The sequence below is a fragment of the Methylobacterium sp. EM32 genome, from assembly GCF_040593685.1.
Classification (GTDB): Bacteria; Pseudomonadota; Alphaproteobacteria; order Rhizobiales; family Beijerinckiaceae; genus Methylobacterium.
The window spans coordinates 39,578-58,370 of record NZ_JBEXZS010000087.1 but is presented as its reverse complement, the minus strand read 5'-3'; the positions used below and the strand labels follow the sequence as shown (position 1 = coordinate 58,370).

Annotated in this window: 15 protein-coding genes; 11 read left to right on the top strand and 4 right to left on the bottom strand. The window is 70.4% G+C overall.

Annotation, left to right across the window (positions count from 1 at the left end; all coding sequences use genetic code 11):
* The first annotated feature begins 131 nt into the window (after positions 1–131).
* A complete protein-coding gene (locus ABZT49_RS12860; protein ID WP_355286454.1) occupies positions 132–1,091 on the top strand; it encodes an ABC transporter permease in 960 nt (319 codons plus the stop codon).
* A 34-nt stretch (positions 1,092–1,125) separates the two neighbouring features.
* Here ABZT49_RS12860 and ABZT49_RS12855 read toward each other — a convergent pair whose 3' ends face one another.
* Both ABZT49_RS12855 and ABZT49_RS12850 read right to left on the bottom strand, forming a co-directional pair.
* Positions 1,126–1,344: an EAL domain-containing protein gene (locus ABZT49_RS12855; protein WP_355286453.1), complete on the bottom strand. Its 219-nt coding sequence runs from the start codon at positions 1,342–1,344 to the stop codon at positions 1,126–1,128.
* An 82-nt stretch (positions 1,345–1,426) separates the two neighbouring features.
* Positions 1,427–2,059: a cupin domain-containing protein gene (locus tag ABZT49_RS12850; protein ID WP_407943495.1), complete on the bottom strand. Its 633-nt coding sequence runs from the start codon at positions 2,057–2,059 to the stop codon at positions 1,427–1,429.
* Positions 2,060–2,171: 112 nt separating this feature from the next.
* Here ABZT49_RS12850 and ABZT49_RS12845 point away from each other — a divergent pair, with 112 nt between their 5' ends.
* The 5 genes from ABZT49_RS12845 to ABZT49_RS12825 all read left to right on the top strand — a co-directional run bounded on the left by ABZT49_RS12845 (position 2,172) and on the right by ABZT49_RS12825 (position 8,807).
* Positions 2,172–2,951, top strand: a complete 780-nt coding sequence (locus ABZT49_RS12845) for an ABC transporter substrate-binding protein (RefSeq protein WP_355286451.1) — start codon at positions 2,172–2,174, stop codon at positions 2,949–2,951.
* Positions 2,952–2,968: 17 nt separating this feature from the next.
* Positions 2,969–3,622, top strand: coding sequence for an amino acid ABC transporter permease (locus ABZT49_RS12840; RefSeq protein WP_109973670.1), 654 nt, complete (start codon positions 2,969–2,971; stop codon positions 3,620–3,622).
* Entirely contained in the window at positions 3,619–4,350 is a 732-nt protein-coding gene (locus ABZT49_RS12835) for an amino acid ABC transporter ATP-binding protein (RefSeq protein ID WP_355286450.1), read from the top strand. Before ABZT49_RS12840 ends, ABZT49_RS12835 begins: the two co-directional genes overlap by 4 nt.
* A 10-nt stretch (positions 4,351–4,360) precedes the next feature.
* Positions 4,361–5,647: an FAD-binding oxidoreductase gene (locus ABZT49_RS12830; RefSeq protein WP_355286449.1), complete on the top strand. Its 1,287-nt coding sequence runs from the start codon at positions 4,361–4,363 to the stop codon at positions 5,645–5,647.
* A gap of 421 nt (positions 5,648–6,068) precedes the next feature.
* A complete protein-coding gene (locus ABZT49_RS12825) occupies positions 6,069–8,807 on the top strand; it encodes an EAL domain-containing protein (protein ID WP_355286448.1) in 2,739 nt (912 codons plus the stop codon).
* A 145-nt stretch (positions 8,808–8,952) separates the two neighbouring features.
* Here ABZT49_RS12825 and ABZT49_RS12820 read toward each other — a convergent pair whose 3' ends face one another.
* Positions 8,953–10,197, bottom strand: coding sequence for an amidase (locus ABZT49_RS12820; protein ID WP_355286447.1), 1,245 nt, complete (start codon positions 10,195–10,197; stop codon positions 8,953–8,955).
* Positions 10,198–10,461: 264 nt separating this feature from the next.
* On the opposite strand from ABZT49_RS12820, the gene lptB reads away from it, so the two are divergent.
* The 5 genes from lptB to ABZT49_RS12795 all read left to right on the top strand — a co-directional run bounded on the left by lptB (position 10,462) and on the right by ABZT49_RS12795 (position 15,133).
* Positions 10,462–11,292, top strand: a complete 831-nt coding sequence (lptB, locus tag ABZT49_RS12815) for an LPS export ABC transporter ATP-binding protein (protein WP_355286446.1) — start codon at positions 10,462–10,464, stop codon at positions 11,290–11,292.
* Positions 11,293–11,911: 619 nt separating this feature from the next.
* Positions 11,912–13,495, top strand: a complete 1,584-nt coding sequence (rpoN, locus tag ABZT49_RS12810) for an RNA polymerase factor sigma-54 (protein ID WP_355286445.1) — start codon at positions 11,912–11,914, stop codon at positions 13,493–13,495.
* A 144-nt stretch (positions 13,496–13,639) separates the two neighbouring features.
* Complete coding sequence (hpf, locus tag ABZT49_RS12805) at positions 13,640–14,257, top strand: ribosome hibernation-promoting factor, HPF/YfiA family (protein WP_355286444.1); 618 nt, start codon at positions 13,640–13,642, stop codon at positions 14,255–14,257.
* 91 nt (positions 14,258–14,348) lie between these two features.
* The gene (gene ptsN, locus ABZT49_RS12800) at positions 14,349–14,813 is read left to right on the top strand and encodes a PTS IIA-like nitrogen regulatory protein PtsN (protein WP_048451812.1); all 465 of its coding nucleotides are present in this window, start codon (positions 14,349–14,351) and stop codon (positions 14,811–14,813) included.
* A 2-nt stretch (positions 14,814–14,815) separates the two neighbouring features.
* The gene (locus ABZT49_RS12795; protein WP_355286443.1) at positions 14,816–15,133 is read left to right on the top strand and encodes a hypothetical protein; all 318 of its coding nucleotides are present in this window, start codon (positions 14,816–14,818) and stop codon (positions 15,131–15,133) included.
* A gap of 336 nt (positions 15,134–15,469) precedes the next feature.
* Here ABZT49_RS12795 and ABZT49_RS12790 read toward each other — a convergent pair whose 3' ends face one another.
* Positions 15,470–18,661 (bottom strand): multidrug efflux RND transporter permease subunit, encoded by a 3,192-nt coding sequence (locus ABZT49_RS12790; RefSeq protein WP_355286442.1) that lies wholly within the window; start codon positions 18,659–18,661, stop codon positions 15,470–15,472.
* Positions 18,662–18,793: the final 132 nt, after the last annotated feature.

Below are 18,793 nucleotides of genomic sequence, written 5' to 3'. Positions count from 1 at the left end.
TCGCTCCAGGCGATCCTGTCGGATCGCTTTCGCGATGCGGAAACCGGCTTCGCTCAAGCGCCGCGCCGGCTTGCTCCTACGATTTCCGAACGGATCGTTCGGAAATCGTAGGAGCCGCGGGGAGGCAGACCATGTCTGAAGGAGCCACCCTGGAGCGGCCGCCGCGGCGCGAGGCGCCCGGCCCCGACCTGCCGCCCACCTTGCGCCGCAACGCGGCCCTGGTGCCGACCGACACCAGCGCCGGGCGGGCGCTCGCCGCGGTGATCGCGATCCTGACCTTCCTCGCCGCCCTCTGCGCCGGGGGCGCCGAGATCGTCGCCTCGAGCGCGGCGCAGTGGCAGGGCTCGGTGGCGCAGGAGGTGACGATCCAGGTCCGGCCGGCGCCGGGCCGCGACACCGATGCCGACGTCGCCAAGGCGGCCTCGCTCGCCGCCAACACCCCGGGCATCGCCTCGACGCGGCCCTTCACCAAGGCGGAATCCGAGCGCCTGCTCGAACCCTGGCTCGGCAGCGGCCTCGATCTCGGCGACCTGCCGGTGCCGCGTCTCATCACCGTGCGGCTGGGGTCGAGCACCCCCGATCTCGGCGCCTTGCGCCAGCGCCTCGCCGAGGCCCTGCCGGGGGTCGCGAGCCTCGACGACCACGCGCTGTGGCTCTCGCGCCTCTCGACCATGGCGAACACGGTCGTGGGCGTCGGCGTGGCGGTCGTGGCCCTGGTGCTGCTCGCCACCGGGCTCGCCGTCACCTTCGCGACCCGCGGCGCGATGGCGGGCAACCGCGAGGTGGTCGAGGTGCTGCACTTCGTCGGTGCCGACGCCGATTTCATCGCCCGGGAGTTCCAGCGCCGCTTCTTCCGCCTGGGGTTGCGCGGCGGGGCGATCGGCGCCGTCGCGGCGCTCGCGGTGATCGGGGCCGGCGGCGCGCTCGCCCGGTTCTGGCGCGCCGGACCCGCGGGCGACGAGCTCGAGGCCCTGTTCGGCGGCTTCGCCATCGGCTGGCGCGGCTATGCCAGCGTGGTGCTGATCGGGGTCATCGCCTCGATCGTCACCGCGGTGGTCTCGCGCGTCACCGTGCGGCGGTTCCTGGATTAGCGGCCTCGGCCGGCTCCACGCGGCCCGCCGGGCGTCACGCCGCCTGCCGCAGCCCCGGCAGGTTCAGCTCCGGCAGGGCCGCCACCGTCGGCCGCGCGAACAGGTAGCCCTGGAACAGGGTCATGCCGGCCTCGCGGAGCGCCGCCAGTTCCTCGGGCGTCTCGATCCCTTCGGCGATCACGGCGACGCCGAGCGCCCGGGCGATGCCGATCACCCCGGAGACGACCAACGAACCTGATACCCTCGACGTCATCCCGGGGCTCGCCAAAAGCGAGAACCCGGGATGACGTCGAGAGATGCCTCGGAGGGGAAGAAACCGGATACCGCGCGGCCCCTCACGCCTGCGGCACGGCGTTGACCCACAGCACCACGGCGATCCGGTCGGGGGACGGGTTGCGGTAGCGGTGGGGGCGCCGGCTGGCGAAGCGGAAGCTGTCGCCGGGCCCGAGTTCCGCTGTCGTCTCCTCCACCGTGAGGACGAGGGCGCCCTCCATCACCAGCCCAGCCTCCTCGCCGTCATGGACCAGGGCCTCGTCGCCGGTCCCGGAAGCGGGCGCGAGCTGCATCAGGAACAGGCTCAGAGCCCCGTCGCCCTGCGTCAGCAACTGCTTGGTGATGCCGGCGCGCCAGAGCGTGAGCGCCGCCCGCTCGCCGGCTCGGGTGACGATCCCGTCGGGTTCAGTGCCCTCCGCCGAGCCGAACAGCGCACTGATCCCGACCCCGAGGAGGTCGGCGACCTGCGTCAGCGCCCGCAGGGACGGCGAGGACAGGCCGCGCTCGACCTGGCTGAGATAACCAATCGACAGCCCGGTCGCCGCCGCCACCGCCTTCAGCGACAGGCCGCGCGCCTGCCGCAAGGCGCGCAGCCGCTGCCCGACCGCGAGGTCGGCCGCCACTGGCCCGCCGGCAAGGCCGCTCTCTTGCCCGCTCCCTTGCCCGTTTCGTGGTCGATCTGCCGCCTGTTTCATGCGCATGAAATTCGATTGCGACAGGCAGCGAAATATGGCCTGATGTTCATGTCAATGAAATTCGAGCGGTGAACCGCCGAAGTGCCGCAGGAAGCCGGCAGGGGAGATCAGGATGAAGCGTCTCGTTCGGGCCGCGGGCGCGGCCCTGGTGCTGCTCGCAGGGAGCGCCCTCGCCCGTCCCGCCCTGGCGCAGGAGACGGTCCGGGTCGGCTCGACGCCGACGGGCGTCCCCTTCACCTTCCTCGACACCAAGACCAACACCATCCAGGGCGTGATGGTGGACGTGATCACCGCCATCGGCAAGCAGGCCGGCTTCTCGGTGCAGATCGAGCCGTTCCAGTTCTCGACCCTGATCGCGGCACTGACCGCCAAGAAGATCGACGCGATCTCGGCCGCGATGTTCATCACACCGCCGCGCCAGGAGGTGATCGCGTTCTCCGGCCCGGTCTATTCCTACGGCGAGGGGATGGTGGTGCCGAAGGCCGACACCAAGGCCTACACCACGTTCGCCGACCTCAAGGGCGAGACGGTGGGCGCGCAGGTGGGTACCGCCTTCGTCGACGCGCTCAAGAAATCGGGTCAGTTCGCCGACGTGAAGGTCTACGACACGTTCCCGGACATGCTGCGCGACGTCAATGCCGGCCGGGTCAAGGCGATCTTCGCCGATTCGCCGATCATCGCCTACAACCTCAAGAGCGGCAACTTCCCCAACGCCCACCTCGTCGCCTCGTACAAGCCGGTGGTCGTCGGCTCGGTCGGCATCGGCGTGCGCAAGGACGACACCGCGCTGCTCGCGAAGATCAACGCCGGGCTGGCCAAGATCAAGGAGAACGGCGAGCTGGCGAAGATCCTGGAGAAGTGGGGCCTGCAGCCCTCCGTGAACCCGTCCTGAGCGGATCGCCCGGTTCCATGGACAGCTTCCTGTCTGACGCCCGCGAGTTCGTGCCGATCCTGCTCCAGGGCGTGTGGCTGACGATCCTGATCACGGTCGGCTCGCTCGTGGTCTCGACCGCGCTCGGCCTCGTCTGGGCGATGATGCGGGTCTCAGGGATCCGCGCTCTGTCGTTCTTCGCCGCGACCTTCATCAACGTGATCCGGGGCATCCCGATTATCGTGCAGCTGTTCTACATCTACTTCGTGCTGCCGGATTTCGGGCTGTCGCTCTCGGCGGTGCAGGCGGGCGTGCTGGGCTTGGGGCTGGCCTACTCGGCCTACCAGGCCGAGAATTTCCGCGCCGCCATCGAGGCGATCGACAAGGGCCAGGTCGAGGCGGCGCAGACCATCGGCATGGGCTGGGGGCTGACCATGCGACGGGTGCTGCTGCCGCAGGCCTTCCGCACCGCGCTGCCGCCCTTCGGCAACGTGATGATCATGATGCTGAAGGATTCCTCGCAGGCCTCGACCATCACGGTCGCGGAGCTGGCGCTCCAGGGCAAGCTCATCGCCTCGGCGACCTTCAAGAACACCAGCGTGTTCACCCTCGTCGCGCTGATGTACTTGACCTTGAGCCTGCCGCTGATCCTGATCGTGCGCCACTTCGAGAAGCAGGCCGGCCGGCGATGATCGTGCTCGACGACGTCCGCAAGTCCTTCGGGGCGCTGCAGGTTCTGAAGGGCATCACCGCCAGGGTCTCGAAGGGCGAGGTGGTCTGCGTGATCGGGCCGTCGGGCTCGGGCAAGTCGACGGTGCTGCGCTGCGTCAACGGCCTCGAATCCTACGATTCCGGGACGATCACCGTGAACGGCCGCAAGGTCGACCGCAGCCACCGCTCGATCCGGGGCGTGCGGGTCCAGGTCTCGATGGTCTTTCAGCGCTTCAACCTGTTTCCCCACCGCACGGCGCTCGAGAACGTCGTCGAGGGGCCGGTCTACGTGAAGGGCGAGGATCGCCGGGAGGCTACCGAGCGCGGCCGGGCGCTGCTCGCCCGGGTCGGGCTCTCCGGCAAGGAGGAGGCCCATCCGCAACAGCTCTCGGGCGGGCAGCAGCAGCGGGTCGCCATCGCCCGGGCGCTCGCCATGCGGCCCGACGCGATCCTGTTCGACGAGCCGACCTCGGCCCTCGACCCGGAACTGGTCGGCGAGGTCCTGGGCGTGATGCGCGGGCTCGCCGAGGAGGGAATGACCATGGTGGTCGTCACCCACGAGATGAGCTTCGCCCGCGAGGTCGCCGACCGGGTGCTCTTCCTCGACGGCGGCGTGATCGTCGAGGAGGGCCCGGCCCGCGAGGTACTCGGCCGCCCGCAGCAGCCCCGCACCCAGGATTTTTTGAGGCGGGTGCTGAACCCGCTGTGACGAGCGTCCCATGACCGAACCCTTCCCGCTGGGGCCCGCCCTCTGGGCCACCACCGCCGCCCCCCCGCCCGCGACGGCGCCGTTGACGGAATCCGGCCGGGCCGACGTGGTGGTGATTGGCGGCGGCTTCTGCGGCCTGTCGACGGCGCTCCACCTGGCCGAGGCCGGCCTCAGGCCCGTGGTGCTGGAGGCGCGCGAGATCGGCTTCGGCGGCTCGGGCCGCAACGGCGGCCAGGTGATCCCGGGCCTCAAGCACGATCCCGACGAGCTGGTGCAGCTGTTCGGGCCTGAGCGCGGCGAGCGCCTCGCTGCATTCGGGGCCGGCACCGCCGACGCGGTGTTCGACCTCATCGCGAAGCACCGCATGGACGTGCCCCACACCCGCACCGGCTGGATCCAGGGCGCGCATACCGACGAGGGGCTGGTCCAGGCCGAAAGCCGGGCCGAACAATGGGCGCGCCGCGGCGCCCCGGCGCGCCTCCTCGACAAGGCCGAGACCGACCGGCTGATCGGCTCCGAGCGCTACCGCGGCGGCTGGCTCGACGGGCGCGGCGGCGCGGTGCAGCCGCTCTCCTACGCCCGCGGCCTCGCCCGCGCCGCGCTGGCCGCCGGCGCCCGGATCCACACCGACACGCCCGTCACCGGCCTGTCGCGGCAGGGTGCGACCTGGACGGTGCGGACGAAGGCCGGCCCGAGCCTGACCACCGAGCAGGTGGTGCTCTGCACCAACGGCTATTCGCGCGACCTGTGGCCGAATCTCCGCCAGACCATCATCGCGGCGAACTCGTTCCAGGTCGCGACCACGCCGCTCTCCGACAACCTGCGCCGCAGCGTGCTGCCGGAGGGCCAGGTCTCCTCCGACACCCGCAAGCTCCTGCTCTATTTCCGCCTCGACCATACCGGCCGGCTGCTGCTCGGCGGGCGCGGGCCGTTCCGCGAGCCGCGGGGCCAGGGCGACTGGGCGCATCTGGAGCGGATCGTCCCGAAACTGTTTCCGCAGCTCGCCGGCATCGGCTTCGACCACCGCTGGTGCGGCCGGGTCGCGGTCACCCGGGACTACCTGCCCCACCTGCACACGCCCGAGCCCGGCCTCCTCGTCGATATCGGCTGCCAGGGCCGGGGCGTCGGCCTCCAGACCCGCATGGGCCAGGCGATCGCCGCCTATCTCGCCCGGGGCGATGCCGACGCGCTGCCCCTCGCCCCCACGCCGATCGCGCCGCTGCCGCTGCACCGCCTGCACCGGCTCTACGCCTCGGCGGTGGTCGCCTGGTACCGGTTCCGCGACGGCGGGTTGTAGCGGCGGCGGCACATCGGGGCGGCAAGTCGAGTCCGAGAGACGCCGAACGCCTTTGCAGCCCGCATCGACCTCGCCCGCCACGGTCACGCTTCATCGGAACGCAGCGGAACCGATGTCCTGGTACTGGACTGCTTCCCGGTATTCATGGGAATTCTGTCCGCCAACGCCCGGCGGCGCGTGAAGCCGCCGCATCGGGGCTGCCACGGTGTATTCCTTCGTGCGGGGACGACCGTCGCATCCTGCGTGCCGCCGTCCGGTTGCGACCGAAGCGAAACAATTCCCACACCCTTGAAATCGAGGCCCGGTCCTATACTCGGCCTCTCCCTCGGCAAAGTCCGATTGCAGCCCGCGGCTTCATCGCTCCTTAAGCCCCGCCGCATACACGTCGCCTCTACGCATCCGCTTCGACCAGACGAGAGCTGTGGACCCGACGACCTCGATCCTGCGGCCCACCGGGGCCCCGCGCCGCCGCTCCTTCCGGATGGTGGCGGCCTCCGCCGGGCTGCTGGCGGCGATGATCGCCGCTGCGGCGGGACTGCTGGTCCGCAACCTGCACGAGCAGGCGATCACGGAGACCGAGCGCAGCCTCATCGGCCTCTCCACCGTTCTCGCCGACCAAGCCGACCGGGCGCTGCAATCGATCGAGCTGGTCCAGGAGACGGTGATCGCCGAGGCCCGGACCGCGCAGGTGGCGAGCGAGGAGGCCTACGCCGCCTTCGCGGGCCGGGAGGCGCTGCACGAGGCGCTCAAGACCCGCATCGCCGCCCTGCCGCAGGTGAACGCCGTCACGGTGATCGACCGCCGCGGCAACCTCCTGAACTTCAGCCGCTACTGGCCCATCCCGACGGTCAACATCGCCGACCGAGACTACTTCAAGGCCCTGGCGGCCGATCCCGCCCTCGACCGCTTCATCGGCCGGCCGGTGCAGAACCGCGGCGACGGGGTGTGGACGATCTACATCGCCCGCAAGGTCCGGGCCCCGGACGGGACCTTCCTCGGCCTGGTGCTCGGCGCGGTCGAGCTCGGCTATTTCGAGCGGCTCTACCGGACGATCGCCCCGACGCCGAACGACGTGATCTCGGTGTTCCGCGACGACGGGACGCTCCTGGTGCGCCATCCCCAGCACGACGGCAGCGTCGGGCAGGTCTTCGCGAGAGTCGGCGCGTCCCGCGTCGCGCAGAAGCAGATGACCAGCGGGGTGATCCGCACCGCCAGCCCGATCGACGGGCGCGACCGCATCATCGCCAGCCGGACGCTGATACGCTACCCGATGCTCCTGAGCGTCAGCCGCACGGCGGAGGCGAGCCTCGCCGGGTGGCGCCGGCAGGCCTGGCTCGTCGGCGCGGCCGCTTTGCTGCTCGATCTCGGCCTCGGCGGGCTGGTGTTCCTGGCCTTCCGCCAGGTGCGGGCGCAGGCGCAGCTGGTGCAGGCCGAGGCCGCCCGCGCCGCCGCCGAGATGCGCGCGCGCGCCGAGCGGGAGCTCAGCACCCAGCACGCACAGTTCGGCGTCGCCCTCGACCACATGACTCAGGGCCTGTGCCTGTTCGACCGCGACGACCGGCTGATCGTGATGAACGCGCGCTACGCCCAGATGCACGCCGTGCCGGAGGCCTTGCGCCGGCCGGGCGCGCCGCTCTCCGCGCTGCTCGGACATCTCGGCGCGGCCGGGCGGCTGGCGATCCCGCTGGTGGAGTCCTGCGCCCGCATCGCCGCCGGCGGGACGCCGACGAGCTTCACCTGCGATCTCCCCGATGGGCGCGCCATCGCGGTCGTGCACGTGCCGATTCCCGGCGGCGGCTGGGTCTGCACCCACGAGGACGTGACCGAGCGCAGCCGTAGCGCGGCGCGCATCGCCCACATGGCCGGCCACGACGCCCTGACCGGGCTGCCGAACCGCACGCAGCTCCAGGAGCGCCTCGACGCGGTCCTGGCGGAGCGCGGCGCCGACGAGGTGGTGAGCGTGCTCTGCCTCGACCTCGACGGCTTCAAGGAGGTCAACGACACCCACGGCCACCCGGTCGGCGACGAACTCCTGTGCCTCGTGGCGCGGCGGCTCCAGGAGGCGGTCGGCGCCACGGCGCTCGTCGGGCGCCTGGGCGGCGACGAGTTCGCGGTGATCCGCTGCGCGCCCTCGCACCCGGCCGGCGTGGCGGCGCTGGCCGAGCGGATCGTGCAGCTGCTGCGCCGGCCCTTCGAGGTCCAGGGCCACGAGGTCGGCATCGGCACCTCGATCGGCCTCGCGATGACGGACGAGCCCGGCCTCACCACCGCCGAGCTCCTGCGCCGGGCCGATGTCGCCCTCTATCAGGCGAAGTCCTCGGGGCGGAATGGCTGGCGCTTCTTCGACCCGGCGATGGATGCCGACCTCCAGCGCCGCCGCCAGCTCGGCGCGGACCTGCGCGTCGCCCTCGCCGAGGGGCAGCTCGACCTCTACTACCAGCCGATCGTCGCCGCGGACGGGTCGGGCCTGCGCGCCCGCGAGGCGCTGCTGCGCTGGCGCCACCCGCGCGAAGGGTTCGTCAGCCCGGGCGAATTCATCCCGATCGCCGAGGCGACCGGGCAAATCCGCCGGCTCGGCGCCTGGGCCCTCGCCCGGGCCTGTGCCGACGCCGCCGCCTGGCCGGCGGACATCAAGGTGGCGGTGAACCTCTCTCCGGCGCAGTTCGTCGGCGACAGCCTCGTCGAGGAGGTCATGGGGGCCCTCGCGGCGAGTGGCCTGCCGCCCGAGCGGCTCGAACTCGAGATCACCGAATCGGTGCTGCTGCAGGACGACGAGGCCACGCTGGCGATCCTGCACCGCCTGTGCGCCTTCGGGATCGGCACGGCGATGGACGATTTCGGCACCGGCTACTCGTCCCTCAGCTACCTGCGCCGCTTCCCCTTCGACAAGATCAAGATCGACCGCTGCTTCGTGCAGGGCCTCGGGCAGGGGGCGGGCGACGAGGCCGGCAGCATCGAGATCGTGCGCGCCACGGTCGGTCTCGGCAAGGCGCTCGGCATGATCGTGCTGGCCGAGGGCGTCGAGACCGAGGCGCAGGCGGCGATCCTGCGCGAGGCGGGCTGCGACGAGCTGCAGGGCTTCCTGTTCGGCCGGCCCTGTCCGGTGGGAGCGCTGCCGGGAGCCGGGGCGGCCGGTGGAGGGGTGTCGGCGGCGGCGTAAGCCTTTATACCAATGGCCCGAGATGTTGACGCATCGGGCCATTGATCCATCTCGAATTTCCGATGCCAAGCCCAGACGTCCAGGGCCTTTCGCTTGGCGAAAATTCGAGAACGGAACGAAAGGTCGTTTTCAACGACCGTTGGTATTACTCCCGCAACGCCCGCTCGATCAGCCCCGCCGCCGCGAGTGCCCGGCCGTCGTCGCCGAACCGGGCGATCACCTGCACCCCGACCGGCAGGCCGGTAGAGGTCCGGTCGACCGGCAGGGTGACGCAGGGCACGCCCATCAGGGTCCAGAGCCGGTTGAATCGCGAATCGCCCGTCTGGTCGAGGCCGGCCGGCGCGGGGCCCGGCGCCGCGTAGGTCAGGAGCACATCGCAGCCGCTCTCGGAAAAAACGTCCTTCAGACTGCGGCGGGCGTGGTGGGCGGTGCGGCGGGCGGCGTCGTAGGCCGCGGTCTCGACCCCTTGCGCCGCGTCGAGGGCGGCGCGCAGGCGCGGCGGCAGGGCGTCGCGGTGGGCGGCGTATTCCCAGGCGAGCGCCTGGCGCGCCTCGTAGTCCTGGATCGTGCCGTGCGCCGCGAAGGCCTCGCCGAACGGGGCCGGCAGGGTGAGGTCGCGGACCGTCGCGCCGGCCCCCTCGGCCGCGCGCGCTGCCCGGGCCAGCGCTGCCTCCGCCTCCGGCTCGGGGGCGGCGCAGAACTCCTGGCGCAGGATCCCGATCCGGGGCGCGCCGGCATCGCCGGTGCGCGCGATGGCCGGCCGGTCGGCGAGCAGCGCGAGCGCGTGGGCGGCATCCGTGACGCTGCCTGCGAACAGGCCGAGCGTGTCGAGGGCCCAGGAATAGCACTTCACCCCCACCGTCGGCAGCAGCCGGAACGACGGCTTGACCCCGACGACGCCGCAGAACGCCGCCGGGCGGATGATCGAGCCGCCGGTCTGGGTGCCGAGCGCCAGCGGCAGCATCCCGGCCGCCACCGCGGCGGCCGATCCCGCCGAGGAGCCGCCGGGGGTGTGCCCGGGGTTATGCGGGTTGCGGGTCGCGGTGGGGTCGAGGAAGGCGAAGGGCGTGGTGGTGGTCTTGGCGAGCGGCACCGCGCCGAGGGTCTTCAGCCGCGCCACCACCGGCGCGTCGGCCCTCGGGCGCCAGTTTTCGTAGATCTCCGAGCCCATCCGGGTCGGCAGGTCGGCGGTGTCGATGATGTCCTTGATCCCGACCGCGATGCCGGCGAGCGGGCCCGTCGCCGCGACGGCGGGGGCGGGATCGACGCAGACCAGGGCGCCGATCTCCGGCTCGCGGGCCGCGATCGCCTCGCGCACGAGGCCGACCGCCCCCTCGGGCGTCAGATGGCCGGCATCGATTCGGGCGCAGAGGTCGAGGAGCGAGAGCATCGGGCCGTCCGGGCGGGAGGAGTCGGATGAACGACTTTGTAAGCGCATTGTGGCGGTGTGTTCCAGAACACGAAGTGGATCTCGCGCGCGTTGCGGCCGGGGCCCGGCTTCGGCTAAACCGGCGCCGTTCACCCGCCGCACGGCCGCCTGGGGCGGATCAGGCCGACGCGGCGGGGCGCCGGACCTCCGGCATCCTTCGCGAGTGAGCCCGTGACCTTTCCCTCCGCCCTGCCCCTGCAAGCGCACGCAACCCAGACGCCTGCCATGCCCGCCCCCCGGGCCGTCTCGCGCCTCGGGCGCCTGTTCGGCCGCGGACGCCGGGCCGAAGGCCTGGCGGTGGAGCAGGACGGCGCCGCCGACGGGTTCGGCGGGCCCGGCATCCTGGCGGTGGCCGGGCTCAAGAAGAGCTACGGCGCCCGCACCGTCGTGCACGATGCCGGCCTGACCGTGCGCAACGGCGAGGCGGTGGGCCTGCTCGGCCCCAACGGCGCCGGCAAGACGACGATCTTCTACATGATCACCGGCCTGGTCTCGGCCGACCGCGGCACGATCAGCCTCGACGGCCAGGAGATCACCCGGCTGCCGATGTACCAACGGGCGCGCCTCGGCATCGGCTACCTGCCGCAGGAGGCCTCGATCTTCCGCGGCCTCAACGTCGAGGACAACATCCGGGCGGTGCTCGAGGTGGTCGAGCCCGACCGCAAGACCCGCGAGCGCAAGCTCGATTCGCTGCTCGAGGAGTTCAACATCACCCGCCTGCGCAAGTCGCCCTCGATCGCGCTCTCGGGCGGCGAGCGGCGGCGCTGCGAGATCGCCCGGGCGCTCGCCTCCTCGCCCTCCTTCATGTTGCTCGACGAGCCCTTCGCGGGCATCGACCCGATCGCGGTCGGCGACATCCAGGAGCTGGTGATGCACCTCAAGGGCCGCGGCATCGGCGTGCTCATCACCGACCACAACGTGCGCGAGACGCTCGGCCTGATCGACCGGGCCTACATCGTCCATTCCGGCCGCATCCTTACCGAGGGCACGCCCGACGAGATCGTGGCGAACGAGGACGTGCGGCGGCTGTACCTGGGCGAGGATTTCCGGCTGTAGAGTCTTTTCTCCGACGAAGCGGATGCCGCTCCATGGGAGACAATGCTACGAAATCAAGAATCTCGTGCATCGATCATGGCGCTCCCACTTTCCCGGACGGTTGAAACGAAGTGGAAGAAGGTCCGGGATCCAGCACAAGAAATCGTGAAGTAACCGTATGTCTGTGGTGTTGCAGCATACAGAGTCGCTTCGCGGTGCGTCTTCTACTGGATCCCGGATATCCTTCCGCTGACGCTCCAGTCGTCCGGGAAAGGGGAGTGGCTTATGAAGGACCGTCCGGCGGCATGGAGTCCTTCCATAGCGTGTGCCGTGTCACGCTGCGATCGGATGCGATCTAGATAATCGCGGAATAGTGGTTTCAAGGATTTTCGCGATCTTCACTTGTCAAAAAATTTGCAGATTCAAGCGACCTTGCGTCGATCCGCCCCCTCTTGAGAGGGAGGGCTCTTTTCCACTGGCACCCGGCCCTGCCCTGCGGCACCCTCGGGGGCAGCCGACCGCCCCCTCACGATCGCTTTGACGCGTGACCCGCTTCGGTTTAAAGCTGCTGTCAGATGTCTGAAGCAAGACTTGTGCCGACCTCGGGCGAAGCCGGGGCGTCGCATGGCGGGGCTGGCTGATGGGATTGCTGCAACGGCTCGAGATGCGCCAGGGCCAGGCCCTGGTGATGACGCCGCAACTCCTGCAGGCGATCAAGCTTCTGCAACTGTCCCACCTCGACCTCGCGACCTATGTCGATGCCGAGCTGGAGCGCAACCCGCTCCTGGAGCGGGCCGAGACCGAGGCGCCGGAGCCGGGCGACTCCCGCGGCGAGGCGTCCGATTCGGGCGGCGACGGCGACGGGTTCGACGGCGCGGGATTCGACGGCGCGGGATTCGACGGAGACTCGGCGGCCGAGCCCTGGCTCGCCCACGACCTCAATCCGAGCCGCAGCGAGATCGAGAGCGACCTCGGCACCCGCCTCGACAACGTGTTTCCGGATGATGGCCCGGTCGGCCGCGAGGCGCCGGCGGCGGCAGGGGAGGGGCTGTCGCTCACCCCGGCGCCGTGGAGCGGCAGCGGCGGCAGCTTCGACGGCGAGGCGCCGGATTTCGAGGCAACGCTCACCGCCGAATCCTCGCTGCACGACCACCTCGCGGCCCAGCTCGACATCGCCACTCGCGACCCCGTCGAGCGCCTAGTCGGCGGCTTCCTGGTCGATGCCATCGACGAGGCCGGCTACCTGCGCGAGGATCTCTCCGCCCTCGCCGAGCGCCTCGGCGTCGCCTTGGCCGTCGTCGAGCGGGTTCTGGGGATCGTGCAGGGCTTCGATCCCTCCGGCGTCGGCGCCCGCGACCTCGCCGAGTGCCTGGCGATCCAGCTGCGCGAGCAGGACCGGTTCGATCCGGCGATGCAGGCGCTGGTCTCGCGCCTCGACCTCGTCGCCAAGCGCGACTTCTCGGGGTTGCGCCGCCTGTGCGGGGTCGACGAGGAGGACCTTGCCGACATGCTGGCGGAGCTGCGCCGCCTCGATCCCAAGCCCGGCCGCGCCTTCGGCGCCGGCCCGGTCGAGGTGCTGGTGCCGGACGTGTTCGTGCGCCCGGCCCCCGACGGCTCCTGGCTGGTCGAGCTCAACAGCGAGGCGCTGCCGCGGGTCCTGGTCAACCAGAGCTACTACGCCACCGTCTCGCGCGGGGCGGCGACCGAGACCGACAAGGCCTTCCTGTCGGAATGCCTCCAGACCGCCAACTGGCTCACCCGCAGCCTGGAGCAGCGCGCCCGCACCATCCTGAAGGTGGCGAGCGAGATCGTGCGCCAGCAGGACGGGTTCTTCGTCAACGGCGTCGCCCACCTGCGGCCGCTCAACCTGAAGACCGTCGCCGACGCGATCGGCATGCACGAATCCACCGTCTCGCGGGTGACCTCGAACAAGTCGATCGGCACCAGCCGCGGCACCTTCGAGATGAAGTACTTCTTCACCGCGGCGATCCCCGGGGCGGCGGGCGCGGCGGCCCATTCGTCGGAGGCGGTGCGCCACCGCATCAAGCAGCTCATCGACGGCGAGACCGCCGACGACGTCCTGTCGGACGACGCCCTGGTGCAGCGCCTGCGCGGCGAGGGCGTCGACATCGCCCGCCGTACCGTGGCGAAGTACCGGGAATCCCTGCGCATCCCGTCCTCGATCGAGCGCCGGCGCGAGCGCGCGGCGATGCCGGCGCGCTGAACGCAGCGGCCACGCTTCCGCTGCCGCAACTGAGCCGGCTTCGTTGACTTCGCGTCCCGGCGTTCTTAGCTCTTGAGGGCTGGCCCTGGCGCCGGAGACGTCCCCGGAGCAAGGGCCGACGAACGACGAGACCGGAGGGAGCTGATGGCAGCGTTGCGCGTGTCGGGTCGTGGCGTGGATCTCGGGGAGGCCCTGAGAACCCGGGTGGAGGAGCGGATTTCCGCGGCCCTCGCCAAGTACTTCGACGGTGCCTATCACGGCCACGTGACGGTCGGTCGGGACGGCAGCGCCTTTCGCACCGACTGCGTGCTGCACCTGCCCTCGGGCATCACCCTGGAGGCGTCGGGCGCCGCCCACGACGCGAATGCGAGCTTCGACCAGACCGCCGAGCGGATCGAGAAGCGCCTGCGCCGCTACAAGCATCGCCTCAAGGCCCATCCGAACGGCCACGCCAAGGGCGCGGCGGTGGACGGCGTCCTCGGAAACGGGGCCTTGCGGAGCGACGACACCGCCGTGATGGAGGCGGCCTACTCGGTGATGGAATCGCCCGAGGAGGATACCGGCGAGCACCCGCCGATCATCGCCGAGAGCACCCGCACCCTGCATCGGCGCACGGTGAGCGAGGCGGTGGTGGAGCTCGATCTCACCGGTGTCCCCGTTCTCGTCTTCGTTCACGCTGGAACCGAGCGGGTCAACGTCGTATATCGTCGGGGCGACGGCGCGATCGGCTGGATCGATCCGCCGGAACGCGGCACTCCGTGAGCAGGTCTAACCCCCTGTCGCGGAAGGCCTCCGGTCCTGGAACAAGTGCGGGGCGCCCGTCGCGCTCCCCGCCGATGAGGCAGCGGTCTCGATGCCATTGCTGGAATTCCTGAAGCCGGAGGCGGTCCTCCCGGCGCTGCGCGCGCAGGGGAAGAAGCAGGTTCTGCAGGAGCTGGCCGCCCAGGCGGCCCGCCACCTGCCGGGCCTGGACGAGCGCGAAATCTTCGAGACGCTGCTCCAGCGCGAACGCCTCGGCTCGACCGGCATCGGCGAGGGCGTGGCGATCCCGCACGGCAAGCTGCCGGGGCTCGACACGCTGTTCGGCCTGATGGCCCGTCTCGAGCGCCCGGTCGATTTCGAGGCCCTGGACGGCCAGCCGGTCGACATCGCTTTCCTGCTGCTCGCCCCCGAGGGCGCCGGCGCCGACCACCTGAAGGCGCTCGCCCGGGTCGCCCGGGTGTTGCGCGAGCCCGGCATCATCGACCGCATCCGCGCCGCCCGCGACGCCGACGCGCTCTACGCCCTCCTGACCCAATCTCCCGCCCAGGCGGCGTGACCATGCGACTTGCTCTCTGCGCGGCGGCGTTCCTCGTCGTCGCGGCCGGCGGCGCCCACGCCACCGACGGCACCTGCGCCCGCGACCTCCTGGTGGCGCAATCCTCGCAGAAGATGGCGATCGAGCGCCTGGAGACCGTCGGCGACAGCGAGGCCGACCGCTGCCGCGGCTGGCGCCAGCACGTCGACACGATGCGCCGCGCCGCCACCGTCTATGGGCGGTGTCTCTCAGGGGGAGAGCGCAGCGAGCGCCTGGCCCAGGTCCAGGGCTCGGAGAAGGAGTTCTTGGAGCTGCTGCGGAGCCGCTGCAAGGGGCGGTGATAACTGTTGAGTGGTGTTGCCCGAGGCAAATCCCTCTCAAGATCAAGCGCGGGATCCCCTCTCCCGTGTGGGAGAGGGGTAGGGGTGAGGGTGACACGGTGCCGGAGTAAACTCCGACTGTTGAGCTGCCAGCACCACGCACCGCGCTTCATACTGAACCGTGTCACCCTCACCCCCGGCCCCTCTCCCACACGGGAGAGGGGGGACCGGCGCCTCTTCCTTTCCCGTACAGCTTTGCGTGTCTCGAACAACCAGCGCTGCTGGCAGCGTGTGACGACACCACGGTCAATGCGCCGTTGACGATGCCGCCCGATGGCGCCACCGGCGACCTCCCCCTCACGCCGCCTCGACCACGCGCCCCTCCGCCACTCCCTCGTGCCCACCATGCTGCTTCAGCGGCCGGTTCCCGCTGAGCCGCCGCAGCAGCACGTAGAAGACCGGGGTCAGGAAGAGCCCGAAGGCGGTCACCCCGATCATCCCGGAGAACACCGCCACGCCCATGGCGCGGCGCATCTCCGAGCCGGCGCCCGTGGCGGTGACGAGGGGCAGGACGCCCATGATGAAGGCCATCGAGGTCATCAGGATCGGGCGAAGCCGCAGGCGGCTCGCCTCGATCGCCGCCTGGACCGGCGTGCGGCCGGCGAATTCCAGCTCGCGGGCGAATTCGACGATCAGGATCGCGTTCTTCGCCGACAACCCGACCAGCACGATCAGACCGATCTGCGTGAAGACGTTGTTGTCGCCCGACGACAGCCAGACCCCGGTCATCGCCGCGAGCAGGCCCATCGGCACGATCATCAGGATCGCCAGCGGCAGGGCCAGGCTCTCGTACTGCGCCGCCAGCACCAGGAAGACGAGGAGCAGCGCCAGCGGAAACACCCACACCCCCGAATTGCCGGCGATGAATTCCTGGTAGGTGAGGTCGGTCCACTCGAAGGCAAAGCCCCGCGGTAGGGTCTCGGCGGCGATGCGGGCGGCGGCCTCCTGCGCCTGGCCGGACGAGAAGCCCGGCGCCGCACCGGCATTGATGTCGGCGGAGAGGAAGCCGTTGTAGCGCATCGCCCGCTCGGGCCCGGCGGTCTGGCGCACGCGCAGGAGCGTCGAGAGCGGCACCATCTCGCCCGAGCCCGCCCGCACCTTGAGCTGGCCGACATCGTCGGAATGGGCGCGGAAGGGTGCGTCGGCCTGGACCCGGACCGAGTAGGTGCGGCCGAAGCGGTTAAAGTCGTTGACGTAGAGCGATCCGAGATAGATCTGCAGGGTGTCGAACACGTCGGTGACCGGGATCTTGAGCTGGCGTGCCTTGGTCCGGTCGATGTCGGCGAAGAGCTGCGGCACGTTCATCTGGAAGCTGGAGAACAGGCCGGCGAGCTCGGGCGCCTGGGCGGCCTTGGCGAGGAAGGCCTTCGTGGCCTCGTTCAGCGCCTCGTAGCCGAGGCCGGCCCGGTCCTCGATCTGGAGCTTGAATCCGCCGATCGTGCCGAGGCCGTTGACCGGCGGCGGCGGGAACATGGCGATGAAGGCTTCCGGGATGGCGGCGTACTTCTTGTTGAGCGACATCGCGATGGCGGCGCCGCTCAAGCCCGGATCCTTTCTCTCCTCGAAGGGCTTGAGGGTCGAGAACACGATCCCCGAATTCGACGAGTTGGTGAAGCCGTTGATCGACAGGCCGGGGAAGGCGACCGCGCTCTCGACGCCGGGCTCCTTGAGGGCGATCTCGCTCATCTTGCGGATCACCTCCTCGGTCCGGTCGAGGGTCGCGCCGTCGGGGAGCTGCGCGAAGCCGACGAGGTACTGCTTGTCCTGGCCCGGCACGAAGCCGCCGGGGATCTGGCGGAACAGCATCGCGGTCACGCCGACGAGGACGAGGTAGATCACCATCATCGCGCCCTTGCGGGAGATGACGCCGCCGACGCCGTGTCCGTAGCCGTCCGAGGCCCAGCCGAAGGCGCGGTTGAAGCGGCGGAAGAACCAGCCGAGCAGAGTGTCGAGGACCCGGGTGAGCCGGTCCTTCGGCGCGTGGTGGTCCTTGAGCAGCAGGGCCGAGAGGGCGGGGGACAGGGTCAGCGAGTTGATCGCCGAGATCACGGTCGAGATCGCGATGGTCAGCGCGAACTGCTTGTAGAACTGGCCCGTCAGCCCGCTGATGAAGGCGAGCGGCACGAACACCGCCACCAGCACCAGGGCGATGGCGATGATCGGCCCCGAGACCTCGCGCATCGCCTGGTAGCTGGCGTCGCGCGGCGACAGCCCGGCCTCGATGTTGCGCTCGACATTCTCCACCACCACGATCGCGTCGTCGACGACGATGCCGATGGCGAGCACGAGGCCGAACAGGCTGAGCGCGTTGATCGAGAAGCCGAAAGCGTGCATCACCGCGAAGGTGCCGACGATTGAGACCGGCACGGCGAGCAGCGGGATGATCGAGGCCCGCCAGGTCTGGAGGAAGAGGATCACCACCAGGACGACGAGGGCCACCGCCTCGAGCAGGGTGTGGATCACCGCCTCGATCGAGGCGCGCACGAACTGGGTGGGGTCGTAGACGATCTGGTAATCGATCCCCTCCGGCATGGTCGTCTTGATCTCCGCCATGGTCCGGCGGACCTCGTCGGAGATCTGGATCGCGTTCGAGCCGGGCGATTGCGAGATCGGGATCGCCACCGCCGACTTGTTGTCGAGGAGCGAGCGGAGAGCGTAGTCCGAGGCCCCGAGCTCGATCCGGGCGATGTCGCGCAGGCGCGTGATCTCGCCGTTCTCGCCGGTCTTGACCACGATGTCGCCGAACTGCTCCTCGCTGGTGAGCCGCCCCTCGGCGTTGAGCGAGAGCTGGAGGTCGAGGCCGGGGATCGCCGGCGAGGCGCCGATGACGCCGGCGGCCGCCTCGACGTTCTGGGCCTGGATCTCCCGCACCACGTCGCCGGCCGAGAGGCCGTGCTCGGCGACCTTCTGCGGGTCGAGCCAGATCCGCATCGCGTAATCGCCCGAGCCGAAGAGCTGGACTTGGCCGACGCCGTCGAGGCGGGCGAGCCGGTCCTTGATGTTCAAGACCGCGTAGTTGCGCAGGTACGTCATGTCGTACCGGCCGTTCGGCGAGACGAGGTGGACCACCATCGTCAGGTCGGGCGAGGACTTCACCGTGACGATGCCGAGCTGGCGCACGATCGCCGGCAGCCGCGGCTCGGCCTGCGAGACGCGGTTCTGCACCAGCTGCTGCGCCTTGTCGGGATCGGTGCCGAGGCGGAACGTGACGGTCAGCGTCATGATGCCGTCCGTCGTCGCTTGGCTCGACATGTATAGCATGCCTTCGACGCCGTTGATCTGCTCCTCGATCGGCGTCGCGACGGTCTCGGCGATGACCTTGGGGTTGGCGCCTGGGAAGGTCGCCCTGACGACGACCGAGGGCGGCACCACGTCCGGGTACTCGGAGATCGGCATCGCGAACAGCGACAGCAATCCGCCGATGAAGATGAGCACCGAGAGCACGCCCGCGAAGATCGGGCGGTCGATGAAGAATTTGGAGAGGTTCATGCCGCCCTCCGGGGGCGCGAGGGGTCGCGGAAGGCGGATGCCGTCCACGTCCCGGGATCAGGAATGATCGCGGGATCCCCTCTCCCGAGTGGGAGAGGGGTAGGGGTGAGGGTGGAGATGGTTCAGGATCAA

Bases quoted from the DNA above. Each gene is read 5' to 3' on its own strand.
- ABZT49_RS12830 (WP_355286449.1), top strand. From the start codon at position 4,361: ATGACCGAACCCTTCCCGCTGGGGCCCGCCCTCTGGGCCACCACCGCC.
- ABZT49_RS12835 (WP_355286450.1), top strand. From the start codon at position 3,619: ATGATCGTGCTCGACGACGTCCGCAAGTCCTTCGGGGCGCTGCAGGTT.
- hpf (WP_355286444.1), top strand. From the start codon at position 13,640: ATGGCAGCGTTGCGCGTGTCGGGTCGTGGCGTGGATCTCGGGGAGGCC.
- ABZT49_RS12850 (WP_407943495.1), bottom strand. From the start codon at position 2,059: ATGAAACAGGCGGCAGATCGACCACGAAACGGGCAAGGGAGCGGGCAA.
- ABZT49_RS12855 (WP_355286453.1), bottom strand. From the start codon at position 1,344: ATGACGTCGAGGGTATCAGGTTCGTTGGTCGTCTCCGGGGTGATCGGC.
- ABZT49_RS12845 (WP_355286451.1), top strand. From the start codon at position 2,172: ATGAAGCGTCTCGTTCGGGCCGCGGGCGCGGCCCTGGTGCTGCTCGCA.
- lptB (WP_355286446.1), top strand. From the start codon at position 10,462: ATGCCCGCCCCCCGGGCCGTCTCGCGCCTCGGGCGCCTGTTCGGCCGC.
- rpoN (WP_355286445.1), top strand. From the start codon at position 11,912: ATGGGATTGCTGCAACGGCTCGAGATGCGCCAGGGCCAGGCCCTGGTG.
- ABZT49_RS12820 (WP_355286447.1), bottom strand. From the start codon at position 10,197: ATGCTCTCGCTCCTCGACCTCTGCGCCCGAATCGATGCCGGCCATCTG.
- ABZT49_RS12795 (WP_355286443.1), top strand. From the start codon at position 14,816: ATGCGACTTGCTCTCTGCGCGGCGGCGTTCCTCGTCGTCGCGGCCGGC.
- ptsN (WP_048451812.1), top strand. From the start codon at position 14,349: ATGCCATTGCTGGAATTCCTGAAGCCGGAGGCGGTCCTCCCGGCGCTG.
- ABZT49_RS12790 (WP_355286442.1), bottom strand. From the start codon at position 18,661: ATGAACCTCTCCAAATTCTTCATCGACCGCCCGATCTTCGCGGGCGTG.
- ABZT49_RS12860 (WP_355286454.1), top strand. From the start codon at position 132: ATGTCTGAAGGAGCCACCCTGGAGCGGCCGCCGCGGCGCGAGGCGCCC.
- ABZT49_RS12840 (WP_109973670.1), top strand. From the start codon at position 2,969: ATGGACAGCTTCCTGTCTGACGCCCGCGAGTTCGTGCCGATCCTGCTC.